The sequence below is a fragment of the Robiginitalea sp. genome (genome assembly GCF_049588695.1).
GTDB lineage: Bacteria > Bacteroidota > Bacteroidia > Flavobacteriales > Flavobacteriaceae > Robiginitalea.
Window position 1 is genome coordinate 1 of the sequence record NZ_JBAVZJ010000029.1, and the last position, 14470, is coordinate 14470.

A 14470-nucleotide genomic window follows, 5' to 3' on the forward strand; every position below is an offset into this window, starting at 1 on the left:
GGCACGATGCGTATAGTGACTACCCGGTAGTTGGGGTGTCATGGACACAGGCCAAGGCGTTTTGCCACTGGAGAACCAAGTTCAAGAATGACGACCAGCGCGATCGCGGACGGCAATTTGTCAACCAGTTCAGGCTTCCGACCGAAGCGGAATGGGAGTATGCAGCCCGCGGTGGAATTGAAGGGGGAACCTATCCATGGGGTGGTCCTTATGTCATCAGTGATACAGGATGCTTTATGGCCAACTTTAAACCCCAACGTGGGGATTATGCGGCCGATGCGGCGCTCTATACTGTAGAAGCCAAATCCTACGAGCCCAATGAATTCAACCTCTACAATATGGCCGGAAATGTTTCTGAGTGGACCAATTCCAGCTTCTATCAGGGGTCGTACAATTACGCTTCCACGATGAACCCGAATGCAGATTCACAGGACAATAGCCGGAAAATTATCCGGGGTGGATCCTGGAAAGATGTTGCGTATTTCCTTCAGGTGAGTACGAGGGACTACGAGTACAGAGATTCTGCCCGAAGCTACATCGGTTTCCGTACGGTTCAGGATTACATGGGAGAAGAAGATTCTACCCAATAACATAGAATAACACGTACGTTATACAATATAAAGAATAACTAAACCTGCAATTTTTACCTTTAAACTTAACTATTTTAAATTCTTAATTATGGCACAGTCTAAATCAACAAAAAAACTCTTTAACATGGCCTACGGCCTTGGGGCTTCGGTAGTTATTATCGGGGCGCTGTTTAAGATCCTGCACTGGGAATTCGGACCGCTTAACGGTGGTATCCTCCTGGCTATAGGTCTGATCACAGAAGCACTGATTTTCGCGATCAGCGCATTCGAGCCCGTGGACGATGAATACGATTGGTCCCTGGTATATCCGGAACTTGCCGGAGGCATGTCTCAGGGGCGTTTGAATGAAGCTGCTGAAGCTGAGGAAGCTGAAGGCCTGCTTTCGAGAAAACTCGACGAACTCCTTAAGGAAGCCAATATCGATTCTGAGCTGATGAGCAGCCTGGGAGAGAGCATTCGCAATTTTGAAGGAGCTGCTAAAGGAATCGCTCCTACTGCCAATGCCATTGAGTCTACTCAGAAGTATTCTGATGAGCTGGCTGAAGCTGCAACTCAAATGGAGTCTTTGAACAGTCTTTATAAAGTACAACTTGAAAGTGCCAGTCGTCAGGCTTCCATCAATGAGGAAGTGGTTCAGAACGCGGGTGCCCTCAAGGATCAAATGGAATCCCTGGCCACTAACCTGTCCTCTTTGAACGGAGTGTACGGAGGTATGCTGACCGCGATGAACAGGAACTAATTCAGTTGTTTGTTTAGCAATTCCCAAATCAAATTAACTACTAACAACTAATTAGAAACAATGGCATCAGGAAAATCGTCACCGCGTCAGAAGATGATCAATCTAATGTATTTGATCTTCATCGCTATGCTGGCGCTGAATATGAGCAAGGAAGTTCTTGCCGCCTTCGGTCTATTGAACGAGCGGGTGGAAGCTTCCAATACCAAAACCTCAGAGAACAATACAGCGTTCCTGGAGGGTCTGGAAACCAAAGCATCGGAGGATGAGACAAAATACGCCGCCCTCTATGAAGATGCGCAGAAGATCAAGGTACTCTCAGAAGAGTACGACAATTACATCGCAAACCTTAAGAAATCTCTTGTAGAAGGGGTTGAAGATCCTACGGATTACGAGGTGATGGACAAGTCGGATTACCTCGATCAGAAATTCTTCCAGGGAGACAAATTGTCTGCTGAAGGGGTTGAATTTATGAGGCGAATTAAAGACTATCGCACCAGTGTAGCTGCTATCCTTGGAGATAAGTATCCCGAGGTGACCAGTGCGATGGAACAGCGATTCCAAACCGGAGATGCGGACGGTAAAGTAACGCGTCGGGACGGAGTTAAAGTGGACTGGCTGAACTACCATGTTGAAGGCTTCCCACTGATCGCTTCCCTCACCAAACTGAGTGTTTTGCAATCGGATATCAAAGCTACTGAAGAAGATGCCCTCAAGGCCATGCTTCAAGGTGAGCTTACTGAGCAGATTTCCCTTGCGAATTTCTCCACGCTTTTGGAAACTGAGAAATCAGCTTTTTACTCGGGGGATAAATTCAACGGTAGTATCGTTCTTGGAAAGACAGATAAATCGGCTAAGCCAGTTCGCGCAGAACTGAGCCTGGACGGTCGTAAGCTCACAGAAGGCAAGGATTTTGAACTGCAGAATGGCGGGGTTAAAATGTTGATCGGAGCTGGTAATCCCGGCGATCATGAGATCACAGGAAACCTTTACTATATGCAGGATGGCAACGAAAAAGAAGTTCCTGTAAAGAACTCTTTCTCCACCATCTCCAAGCCAAATGCGGCTGTGATTTCTGCGGATAAGATGAATGTGGTTTACCGGGGAGTATCCAACCCGATGACCATCTCTATCCCTGGAATTCCCGACAACAAGGTGAGTGCATCTGCCTCAGGTCTGACCAAGCGTAAAGGAAGCAACTATGTAATGAACCCCGGCACTGGCCGAGCGGTTACCATTACTGCCTCCGGTACCCTGCCTGACGGACAGCGAATCTCGACCAAGTCTGAGTTCCGTATCAAGGATATTCCAAGACCTACCGGCGCGATCCGGGGAGAAACGGGAAGTGTCCGTATGCCCAGACGCAACCTGGAGATTTCCACTGTCAGTGCTGTATTGGAAGACTTTGATTTCGACCTGAACCTCAAGGTAAAGGGATTCAAATTCAAAGTACCCGGACAACCTACGGTAGATGTAAAAGGAAACAAACTGGATTCAAGAGCTAAGGGTGTACTCAAACGTGCCAAGCGGGGTGATGCCGTTCAAATTTTTGATGTCCAGGCAGAGATTACAAATAACAGAAGTTATAAGTTGAAGAAAGTGGCTCCGGTTGTTGTGGAGATCACCCAGTAAGATTGTGTTTATCAATAGATCCGGTGCAGGACTCCAGCAGGAAACTGCACCGGTTTTAAAGAAACTGAAATAATGAATTGGAAAAACATTTTTATAATCGGCGCAGCAGCCTTACTTCCGGTAACCGGAATGTCTCAGGCCAATATTCTGAACGCCAAGAAACCCGATGAGATCGGGATTCGTACTCAGGCGCAAAAGGATATTGACAACGATGCGCCCCTGGATTACGGTTATGTGGATGACAGGGATATACTCTGGTCCAAAACCGTCTGGGAAATTATCGACCTCGACGAGCGGGTAAACTTCCCGATGTACTATCCTATAGATACAGTGGATATCGGCTCAGACAGGAGGTCCCTTTACGATGTTCTGATGAAGAATATCAAAAACGGGAAACTCGAAGATGTCTATGTCGATTCCTATTTTACTGAAAAAAGGAAGTACAGCGATCTGACAGCTACCCTGCAAAAAGTGGATACCACAGATCTGGGTTACGAGCAAATCAATGCGGGAGAGGAACTCTCTCCTGAATATGTAAACCGGAGGGCTCTGGATGCCGCAGATATTGTGGAGTACCGCATCAAAGGAATTTGGTACTTCGACAAGCGGATGGGGGAACTCAAATACCGATTGCTTGGAATTGCTCCGGTAGCCCCGGATGTTAACTTTATCGAAGATGAGTCTATGGCTCCGGAAGATGCCCTTGTTGAGCTATTCTGGGTCTGGTACCCGAGTGCGCGTCAAATCCTTCACGATGCCAAGGTTTTCAACGCGCGCAATTCGGCCATGCCCATCTCTTTTGACATGTTGTTGAATGCACGTCGCTTTAATGCGGTGATCTATAAAGAGGACAATGTGCACGGAGATCGGGAGATCCGGGACTACATCGCCGACAATGCCTTGTTCCAGTTATTGGAATCAAAACGCATCAAGGAGACCATCCGGGATCGCGAACAAGATATGTGGGCGTATTAAACGCTTTTCCAATTCAAACCAGTTACAACCCCGGGACTTTGTGTTCCGGGGTTGTTTTTTTTGGACTACTGCGCTGATCAAATCTTCTGTACCTTTGGTCCATGGGACACTACCTCATAGTCGGTTCGGGGTTATCGGGCCTGGCAATAGCTGAAACACTTCTAAGGGAAGGGCAACAAGTCACTGTATTCGACGATGACTCTCAAAAGGCATCCATGGTGGCGGGGGGGCTCTATAATCCGGTGGTGCTCAAGCGCTTTAACCTCACATGGGAGGGGAAACGCCTTATGGATATGGCACTCCCGTTTTACAACGCCCTCGAAAAGAAACTCGGGGTGCATTTTGATGAGAAAATACCGATTCTTCGCCTTTTTGCCTCTGAGGGAGAACAGAACAAATGGTTCGAAGCTACCGATCAGCCGGGACTTTCGGAACACCTCTCCACTTCACTTCTGTCCAACACCAATCCTGCCATTCACGCCCCCTACGGGTATGGAGAAGTGTTGCATACGGGTCGGATCCATACGGCACACCTGCTGAAGGCCTATCGCGAGCACCTCAGGGGTCTTGGAAGCCTGCAATTGGAAGCCTTTAATTTTTCAGAGCTTCAAATAGCCGAAAAGGGGGTGCATTACGGGGGGCTTGCCGCTGACGGAGTGATTTTTAGCGAAGGCTTTGGCTTGCGCTCAAACCCGTACTTCAACTACCTTCCGCTGGACGGAAACAAGGGTGAGTTGCTGGAGATTTATGCGCCAGACCTCAAAGAGTCCCGTGTGGTTAAGGCAGGGGTCTTTATCATACCCACAGGTGGCGACCGCTACCTCGCCGGAGCTACTTACGACCGCAACTATGAAGGTCCGGAGCCTACAACCCAGGCCCGGGAGAGACTTCTGAAAGGCCTGCGTAAATTTATCCAATGCGATTTTAAAGTGACCGGGCAACGGGCGGGAATTCGCCCTACTGTGCCGGACAGGCGTCCGCTGGTCGGGGTACACCCGGAGTATTCCTCCCTCTTTGTGATCAATGGTATGGGCTCCCGTGGAGTACTTATAGCCCCTTATGCTGCCTCTTGCCTGGCAGGGTTTATCCTCAGGGGGGAACCCTTACCGGAAGGATTGGATTGCAGTCGTTTTTCACACCGGTTTCAACGTTCGGAAAAACAGGCCTGAGGGTTTTCCGGTAATTTTTAAGACTTTTGCAAACTGCTAACCCTAAGACCCGGGTGCTACAAAGGAAAAAGTTCGATGTTAAACGTCCATAATTTAACGGTGTCGTTCGGAGGGGAAATCCTCTTTGAAGGGATCTCATTTCGATTAAATCCAGGGGACCGGGTGGGTTTGATTGGGAAAAACGGGGCCGGAAAATCGACACTTCTCAAACTTCTGGGCGGGGAGATGCTCCCGGAGTCCGGGACCGTCTCCAAAGATAAGGGGATGTCCATTGGCTACCTGAAACAGGACCTGGAATTCCGAAAGGGGGTTACGGTGGTGGAAGAAGCCTATCAGGCATTCTCAGAAATCCGGGACCTCGAAAAGGAACTGGAACGCATCAATACGGAACTGGCCACTCGGGAGGATTATGAGAGTGAGAGTTACCACCAGTTGATGGTTTCCCTGAGCGATGCAACGCACCGATATGAACTCATAGGGGGCTATCAGTACGAGGGGGAAACCGAAAAGGTATTGCTGGGTCTGGGTTTTCGGCGGGAGGACTTTACAAAACTGACAGATACTTTTTCCGGGGGTTGGCGCATGCGTATTGAACTGGCCAAATTGTTGTTGCAGAAGAACGACCTGCTCCTGCTCGATGAACCGACAAACCACCTGGATATCGATTCCATCCTGTGGCTGGAGGAATTTTTAAGGCAGTTTTCCGGGGCCGTTCTCATGGTTTCCCACGATCGGATGTTCCTGGATCAGGTTACCAACCGAACGATTGAAATTTCCCTGGGCAGGATCTATGACTACGCCAAGCCGTATTCCGAGTTTCTGACCCTGAGGGAAGAAATCCGTCAGCAACAGCTCAGCGCCCAGAAGAACCAGCAGAGGGAAATACAACAGGCCGAACGCCTGATTGAAAAATTCAGGGCCAAGTCTACAAAGGCTTCCATGGCGCAGTCGCTGATTAAAAAACTGGACCGCATGGATCGCATTGAGGTCGACCAGGCGGACAACCAGGTGATGCGGGTGCGGTTCCCCATTTCGGTACAGCCGGGCAAAGTAGTACTGGAACTGAACGGGGTTTCAAAGCATTACGGCCCTAAATCGGTGCTTAAGGATGTGGATTTGCTTATTGAACGCGGCAGTAAAATTGCGTTTGTCGGTCAAAATGGGCAGGGGAAGACTACCCTGGCGCGTATTTTGGTCTCCGAACTGGAGCACGAGGGAAAATGCAAACTCGGGCACAACGTTATGCACGGGTATTTTGCCCAGGACCAGGCAGACCACCTCGATGGAAACCTGACGGTACTGGATACCATGATGGAGGCTGCTACGGAGCGCACGCGTCCCAAAATACGCGATATCCTGGGGACCTTCCTGTTCAGGGGGGATGAAGTGGACAAGTCGGTGAAAGTGCTCTCCGGGGGGGAGCGAAACCGCCTGGCCCTGGCGAGGATGCTCCTGCAGCCCTTTAATGTGCTGGTGATGGACGAACCGACCAACCACCTGGATATACCCTCTAAAAAGGTCTTAAAAGAAGCCCTGCAGCATTTTGAGGGGACCCTTATTTTGGTATCCCATGATCGCGATTTTTTACAGGGACTCACCAATATGGTCTATGAATTCAGGGACCAAAAGATTAAGCCCTATCTGGGAGATATTGACTTTTATCTGGATCAGCGCAATGTCACTGATTTCCGGCAGGTAGAAAAGAAGGATGAACCCACGGCTTCTACTGGGGATAGGAAAACGGAAACGCGCTCCGGAAAGGCCGGGGATTACAAGGCCCAAAAAAAGCTAAAATCCCTGAAAAACCGGCTCAGCGGTCTGGAAAAACGCGTTCAGGAACTCGAGACGCAGCTTGCGGATATCGATCATCAACTCCTCCTGAATTACGATCAAACCATTGCTGAGGATGGTTTTTTCGACCGGTATCAGGGCCTGAAGGACCAACTGGACGAACTCATGCAACAGTGGGAGACCCTCACCGAAGCTGTTGAGGAGGCAGGTGGCTAGCATCCTTTCGAAACACACTTCTTACTCAAATCACGCCCGGGCAGATACCCTGGAATAAGTCGTTCAATGGGTCAACGGAATACTTACCGTAAGGCGGCGCCGGAATACCCGTCAATAAGAGGCGTGCAGGGCTTTTATGATATATTTAACGAGGGCTGACTAAACTTATGGATAGTTTTGCAGTCTTATCCTTTAATCAGCTGAAACTAGGCTTTATGCGGAAAATTATACTCTATATTTTAGGTGTTTTGGTACTCGCCCTGGCCGTCTGGGTCTCCTATTTACTGGTCTCCCGGGAAAAGGAGAAACGTCCGTCCCCCATAAGGCAGGTAAAAACTGTATTTGTGGACACGGTGCGCAATGCCGCAGTGCCCATAGCTGTTAATGCGAACGGGAATCTCGTGGCAAAGGAGCGGGTGGCCCTTTTTGCCGAAGTACAGGGGGTGTTTCAGGGGAGTTCACATCCTTTTAAGCCTGGCCAACCTTTTCGCAAAGGAGAAGTTTTGCTGCGTATAGATGCCTCGGAGTACCAGGCGAGTGTTCAAAGTGCCAAAAGTAATCTCTATAACCTTATAACCGCGGCCATGCCGGACCTCAGGCTGGACTACCCGGACATTTACCCCAAATGGCAGTCTTATTTGGATTCCTTCGACGTCACCAGCAGAACCCCGGACCTCCCGGAGATGACTTCAGAGCAGGAGCGTTATTTTATCAACGGCCGGAATATAGTGACCACCTATTACAATGTGCGTAACCTGGAACAACGTCTTACCAAATATATTATCCGCGCTCCTTTTTCAGGGGTGCTGACAGAGGCCCAGGTAACCGAAGGAACCCTGGTTCGGCCCGGGCAGGCGCTTGGGGTTTATATCAGCCCGAGGGTTTATGAACTCGAGGTAGCTGTAAATAAGAGTTATAGCGATTTTCTGCAGCTCGGTAAGGAGGTTGCCCTCAAAAACCTCGAAGGGACCCGGACTTACAAGGGTAAGGTCTCCAGGATTAATGCGGCAGTGAACCAGCAGTCGCAGACCGTTTCCGTGTTTATAGATGTAGCCGACGAGAGTCTTAAAGAGGGCATGTACCTGGAGGCTACCATACAGGGGCGGCAGGAGGAAAATGCCATTGAAGTACCCAGAAAACTCCTCACGGAGGATGGAGAACTCTTCGTGCTCCGCGATAGTATTCTCGATCTTTCTCCTGTAGAAGCTGTCTTTTATACTGACGAAACTGTGATCCTCAAGGGACTTGAAAACGGAACGGTTTATCTATCCCGTTCGGTTCCCGGGGCCTATCCCGGTATGCTGGTGAGACCCTACAGGGATACGGAAGCGAAGGAAGAAATCAGCCAGAACATCGAGAATCCATAAGAAGATGCGGAACATTATCAGTTATTTTATACGATTTGATGTGGCGGTTAACGTCATCATCCTCGCTTTTCTTGTGTTTGGAATTGTGGGTGCTTCCCGTATGACCTCTTCGTTTTTCCCACTCATCGATTCCCAGATCATCAATATCAATATCAACTACCCCGGGGCGGCCCCCCAGGAAATTGAAGAAGGAATTGTGCTGAAGATCGAGGATAACCTCAAAGGCCTTGTGGGTATAGAACGCGTGACTTCCACATCCCGCGAGAACGGGGGAAGTATTACTGTGGAAATCGACCAGGACGAGGATATCGACGTGATTCTGACAGAAGTAAAAAATGCCGTCGACCGGGTCCCCAATTTCCCAGGGGGTATGGAGCCCCTTGTTGTGGCAAAGCAAGAGGCCATCCGCCCGACCATCAGTTTTGCCCTTAGTGGAGAAGGCGTGAGCCTGGGTACGCTGAAGCAAATTGCACGCCAGATCGAATACGATTTACGGGCGATGGACGGGATTTCCCAAATAGAAATCACCGGGTACCCGGAAGAGGAGATTGAAATTGCAGTCCGGGAAAAAGACATACTGGCCTATGAGTTGACCTTCCAGGAGGTTGCCCAGGCTGTGGGGCAGGCCAATATCCTCGCGACCGGGGGGAATATTAAAACGGAAGAAGAAGATTACCTGATCCGGGCCAAGAACCGTTCCTATTACGGAGACGAGTTGAGCAATTTGGTCGTTCGGTCTGACATTTCGGGCAATACCATCCGCCTGCGGGATGTAGCTGAAATACGGGATCGCTTCTCCGAAACGCCCAATGCCAGTTATTTCAATGGAAACCTGGCGGTCAATATCGAGGTCAGCAATACCAATAGCGAAGACCTTATTCCCACAGCCGACAAAATTAACGCCTATATCGCCGACTTTAACGCCACCCGGAATAATGTGCGCCTTGATGTGGACTCGGACCGTTCCATCACCCTGAAACAGCGAACCCAGTTATTGATGGAAAACGGGGCCATGGGAATCTTACTGGTACTGCTTTTTCTCTCTTTCTTCCTCAATACCCGCCTGGCATTTTGGGTGGCTTTCGGCTTGCCGATCGCATTTTTGGGGATGTTTATTTTTGCGGGATCCCTCGGGGTAACCATCAATGTCCTTTCCCTCTTTGGGATGATTATTGTTATCGGGATTCTGGTAGATGACGGGATCGTCATTTCGGAGAATATCTACCAGCACTATGAAATGGGGAAATCGCCGGTCCAGGCGGCCATCGATGGCACCATGGAGGTTATCCCCCCGATTATTTCGGCCATTATCACCACGGTGCTCGCCTTTTCAACTTTCCTCTTTCTCGATAGTCGTATAGGGGAATTCTTTGGGGAAGTGTCGGTCGTGGTAATCCTTACCCTGGTCGTATCCCTTGTAGAAGCCCTTATTATCCTTCCCGCCCACATCGCCCATTCCAAGGCACTGGTGAGGGAAACAAAGGAGGATAAAAAGAAGGAGAAAAGCTTTTTCGACAAATTATTCGGTCGCCTGAGAGGGTTTAACGTCATTGGCGATAGGATCATGTCGTACCTGCGCGACCGGATGTACAGCCCCACGTTGCGGTTTACCCTCAAACACCGCTTTTTGACCTTTTCCATATTCCTGGGACTCCTTTTTATCACCTTCGCCTCTATTGCGGCGGGTGTGATTCGCGTAACCATTTTCCCGAGTATCGCCAGTGACCGTGTTTCGATCAACCTGCTGATGCCCGAGGGGACCAACCCGGAAATCACGGCCGACATTATCAGCCGGGTAGAAGCCGCAACCTGGAAAGTAAATGAGGATTTTACCAGCCGACAGTCTTCAGGGAAGTCTGTTGTTGAAAACATCATAAAACGAGTGGGCCCCGGAAATAATAAGGCTTCCCTCCGCGTGAACCTCCTTCCCGGTGAGGAGCGCGATTTTCCGAGTCCGGTCATCACCAATGCGATACGTGAGGAGGTTGGGGAGGTCTATGGCGTAGAACGCCTCACCTTTGGTTCCGGAGGAAATTTCGGGGGTAGTCCGGTTTCTATTGCCCTCCTGAGTAATGACAACCTCCAACTCGAGGCCGCAAAAGAAGAGTTGCGGGCATATCTCGAAAACAATCCGAAGCTCACTGACGTCACAGATACGGATCCTGAAGGAATAAAGGAAATCGATATCGAACTCCGGGAAAATGCCTATGCTCTGGGATTAAATCTTCAATCAGTAATGGCGCAGGTGCGTTCCGGCTTTTTTGGAGCACAGGCCCAGCGCTTTCAACGCGGGCAGGATGAGATACGGGTCTGGGTACGGTATGACCGCCTGGATCGCTCTTCTATTGCCGATTTGGATGAGATGCGTATTCTGACTCCCACGGGCCAGCGGGTTCCATTTTCTGAAATTGCCTCGTATTCCATTTCCAGAGGGGATGAGTCTATCAGCCACCTGGACGGTCAGCGGGAGATCCGGGTAGAAGCTGATTTGGAAAACCCGAATGAGAGTGCGACTGAAATCCTGCTGGATGTCCAGAATAATTTTATGCCCGATCTTCTGTCGAGATACCCAGGACTCTCCGTGGCCTACGAAGGTCAGAACAGGGAGGCCCAAAAACTTTCGAGTTCGGCGAACAAGGTGTTCCCGGTGATCCTGTTTTTGATTTTTGCAGTAATTGCCTTTACATTCAGGACGTACAGCCAGCCGATTATCTTGATTTTGATGATCCCCTTCAGTATTATTGGGGTCGGTTGGGGCCACCTGATTCACGGTTTTCCGATTAATGTACTTTCCGCCCTGGGAATTATAGCACTAATCGGGATCATGGTCAATGATGGCCTGGTGCTGATCGGAAAGTTTAATTCCTTTCTCAGGAAGGGGATGAAATTTGACGAGGCCCTTTTTGAGGCCGGGCGTTCCCGTTTCCGGGCGATCTTCCTGACCTCCCTGACTACAATTGCCGGATTGGCTCCCTTATTGCTCGAAAAAAGCAGACAGGCCCAATTCCTCAAACCTATGGCTATTTCAATCTCCTATGGTATTGGGATCGCCACGGTCCTTACACTCATAATGCTTCCACTAATGCTCTCTGTAGTGAATAATGCAAAAACCCGACTTAAGTGGTTGTGGTCCGGTCAGGAAATAGATCGGGAAGAGGTAGAACGCGTTATCAAGGAGATGAAGACACAGGAAAGCCTTGAAGGCAAACTTACCCAGGCCAATGGAACTGAAAAGAATTCAGCTCCGCTTGCACCGAGAAAGCATAAAAAATCAACCCAATTAGAAGAACAGCCCTGATGAAGTATTGCTGTGCAATCCTTTTGTACTGTGCATTTTCCGTGATGCCCGCGTTTGGGCAGGAAGCTGCGCTCGAAAATGAAGAACCCATCCTCTCCAAAGAAGAGGCTATCGCCTACACCCTGGAAAACAACCTGGGCATCCAGGTTTCCGAAAACCTGAGAGAAATCGACAGGAATAATGCCAACATCCTCAATTCGGGCTACCTTCCTTCTTTAACCGGTCTGGCCGGAGGAAATATTGAGAGCCAGAATACGGAAGGACAACTTGCAAACGGGGAAACCAGGACGGCAGAAGGAGCGGAAACCCGAAGATATAACGCATCCATCAACATGGATTATGTCCTTTTCGACGGCCTTGGCAGATACTACAATTACAAGGCGTTTCAGGAATTGTCTGCCCAGTCGCAACTGGAGGTGAGACAGACCATCGAAATGACCCTGCTACAGCTCTTTTCGGTGTATTACGAAGTAGCGCGTCTGGAGGAAAATAACGCCAGCCTGCGCGAGACCCTGGATATATCCCGGAATCGGCTTGAGCGGGCGCGCTACCAGTTTGAATACGGACAGAACACAGGTCTGGATGTGCTCAATGCGGAGGTTAATGTCAATACGGACAGTGTAAACCTGCTCAATGCCAGACAGCTACTCCGAAATACCAAACGCGATTTAAACCTAATCCTGAACAGGGATCTTACCGAAACCTTTCAGGCCGATACTACCGTAACGTTTATCACTTCCCTGAGAATGGAAGAGATTCGTGCACGGGCCAAGGAGAAAAATGTCCGAATGCTTTTGGCTGAAAAGGACATTCTGATTTCCGAGTATGATATGAAAGCAGCGCGTAGCGGGTATCTTCCCACTGTCGGGCTTACAGGCTCGTATGGGTGGAATGAACTCACCAACAACAACCCCCTCGCATTCCTGCTTCAAAATACCTCCACGACCCTGCGCGGAGGAATTAACCTGAGCTGGAACCTCTTCGATGGAGGACGCACCATTACCAACAGTAAGAATGCGCGCATTAACTTTGAGAACCAGGATCTGCTCAGGAAGCAGACCACACTTGAAGTGGATCGGGATATACAAAATTCCTGGGGGAATTATCAGAATGCACTATTTGTGCTTGAGGTGCAGCAAAAAAACCTTCAGACCAACCAGAATAACTTCAACAGGTCCAAAGAACGTTATGAACTGGGTCAGATTTCCTCTATTGAGTTCCGACAGGCTCAGTTGAATCTGCTTTTGGCTGAATTGGACCGCAGCCAGGCCAAATACAATGCTAAACTCGCAGAGCTTCAACTTTTGCAGGTCAGCGGGGAACTCCTCAATATAGAATTTTAAGCGCTGATGGTAGAGTATTTTTGTCAGTGCCCCTATTGCTGGGAATCTATTTCTATACTTATCGATACCTCCATTGCTGAGCAAGATTATGTAGAGGACTGTGAGGTGTGCTGCAATCCGATCGAATTTTAAATCCGCTCTGGGAGTGGGGATGTTCCCACTGTAGAGGTGCGGGAACTCGGCCAATAGCCTGAATTACTTTAAATCACCCCTACCCCTCTTTTTTCTAATTCATTTTTTTACAGGATCGCTCCCTGTAATTTATAAATAAGCTGTTTGGCATGAAGGGGTTATGCAGTCCGCATGCTTAGTTTCGCCTTTGTTAACACTAAGGTCAGACCTGTTTGTAACGGGGTCACCAGGGCTGTTGTCAGGCTTTGAAGACACTCGTATCTATTCATCTTTTTAAACACAACAAAAATGAGAAACCAACTTTTAAGAGTAGGTGCCGTTCTGGTCCTCTTGATCAGTATTTCTTGCGAAAAACAAGAGCCAACTGAAAGCCTACAGCCAAATTATTTTATTACAAAAGATTTGTCATTCCACCTCGACGATCTGCCCGATGAGGGTGCCAAGGGTTGGCCTGCGAACGGATGCCAGAGTTTTGACGTCACGGTGAACCTGCTCGGGGTAAAGATCAAGACAACTATTGAGCACTGCTGTGTCAGGTATGCCTGTACGATTACTCCGATCAATAACATTCTCGATAGTTTTCTGGGGAGTAAATCCGGAAAAACACCAACGAACATTGAGATTATTTCCTCTGAAATGATTAAATTTAAAGGGTACGATATTAAAATCCATCCTGGAAAATACCTTTTGGATTCAAAAACGGACGGCTTAATGGATCTCGAATACGAGGTATGGTTAAACAGACCATAATATTTGACACTATGAATGAACAAAACCTGAGAAGATTTGCAGCACTGATTATAGATTTTTTTCTAATTAGTATTGTCTATTCAGTACTCGTAAACGTACTTCCGGATACCCTGATAAGTCATCAGGAAGGTGGTATTGAATGGAGTTTTACCCTGATTCCCGACGGGTTTGTTCTGGTGAGTTTGGGCTACTTCATAGGCTGTGATTTCTTAAACAGGGGCGAATCCCTGGGTAAGGATATCACAGGGCTGCAAACCCGTAGTGCAGATGGAAGGGTTTTGGATTTGAGACGAAGGCTCTATCGAACGCTTTTGAAATGGGTCAGCCTGCTTGTGTGGCCTTTGGCGTTCTTGCTGTATTTTTGGAAAGAAAAGGATTTTACCTTTCAGGATTATGTCGTTAAAACCAAAGTGACCCAGGCAAGGAAGTTTAAACCAACTCTTTGAACTTAATTGGATTGGAAATGATAAA

11 protein-coding genes and 1 pseudogene are annotated in these 14470 nt (G+C 48.7%); all 12 read left to right on the top strand.

Annotated features, from left to right (window positions below):
* The coding region (locus tag WBV75_RS00470) for an SUMF1/EgtB/PvdO family nonheme iron enzyme (RefSeq protein WP_424118702.1) at window positions 1–590 on the top strand (590 nt) is incomplete at its 5' end.
* 88 nt (window positions 591–678) lie between these two features.
* Entirely contained in the window at window positions 679–1329 is a 651-nt protein-coding gene (gene gldL / locus WBV75_RS00475; protein ID WP_424118703.1) for a gliding motility protein GldL, read from the top strand.
* A 60-nt stretch (window positions 1330–1389) separates the two neighbouring features.
* Window positions 1390–2958, top strand: coding sequence for a gliding motility protein GldM (gldM, locus tag WBV75_RS00480; protein WP_424118704.1), 1569 nt, complete (start codon window positions 1390–1392; stop codon window positions 2956–2958).
* A 72-nt stretch (window positions 2959–3030) separates the two neighbouring features.
* The gene (gene gldN / locus WBV75_RS00485) at window positions 3031–3933 is read left to right on the top strand and encodes a gliding motility protein GldN (protein WP_424118705.1); all 903 of its coding nucleotides are present in this window, start codon (window positions 3031–3033) and stop codon (window positions 3931–3933) included.
* Window positions 3934–4034: 101 nt separating this feature from the next.
* Window positions 4035–5102 carry an NAD(P)/FAD-dependent oxidoreductase gene (locus WBV75_RS00490; RefSeq protein ID WP_424118706.1) on the top strand — a complete coding sequence of 356 codons (1068 nt, stop codon included), beginning with the start codon at window positions 4035–4037 and terminating at the stop codon, window positions 5100–5102.
* Window positions 5103–5177: 75 nt separating this feature from the next.
* Window positions 5178–7109: an ABC-F family ATP-binding cassette domain-containing protein gene (locus tag WBV75_RS00495; protein ID WP_424118707.1), complete on the top strand. Its 1932-nt coding sequence runs from the start codon at window positions 5178–5180 to the stop codon at window positions 7107–7109.
* A gap of 215 nt (window positions 7110–7324) precedes the next feature.
* Window positions 7325–8476 (top strand): efflux RND transporter periplasmic adaptor subunit, encoded by a 1152-nt coding sequence (locus WBV75_RS00500; protein ID WP_424118708.1) that lies wholly within the window; start codon window positions 7325–7327, stop codon window positions 8474–8476.
* A 4-nt stretch (window positions 8477–8480) separates the two neighbouring features.
* Entirely contained in the window at window positions 8481–11774 is a 3294-nt protein-coding gene (locus WBV75_RS00505; protein ID WP_424118709.1) for an efflux RND transporter permease subunit, read from the top strand.
* Window positions 11774–13117 (top strand): TolC family protein, encoded by a 1344-nt coding sequence (locus WBV75_RS00510; RefSeq protein WP_424118710.1) that lies wholly within the window; start codon window positions 11774–11776, stop codon window positions 13115–13117. Before WBV75_RS00505 ends, WBV75_RS00510 begins: the two co-directional genes overlap by 1 nt.
* A 6-nt stretch (window positions 13118–13123) precedes the next feature.
* Window positions 13124–13243: pseudogene (locus WBV75_RS00515) on the top strand (CPXCG motif-containing cysteine-rich protein); the annotation flags it as partial.
* 294 nt (window positions 13244–13537) lie between these two features.
* Window positions 13538–13999, top strand: coding sequence for a hypothetical protein (locus WBV75_RS00520; protein ID WP_424118711.1), 462 nt, complete (start codon window positions 13538–13540; stop codon window positions 13997–13999).
* A gap of 11 nt (window positions 14000–14010) precedes the next feature.
* On the top strand, window positions 14011–14445 hold the full coding sequence (locus tag WBV75_RS00525; RefSeq protein WP_424118712.1) for an RDD family protein: 435 nt from the start codon (window positions 14011–14013) through the stop codon (window positions 14443–14445).
* Window positions 14446–14470 lie beyond the last annotated feature (25 nt).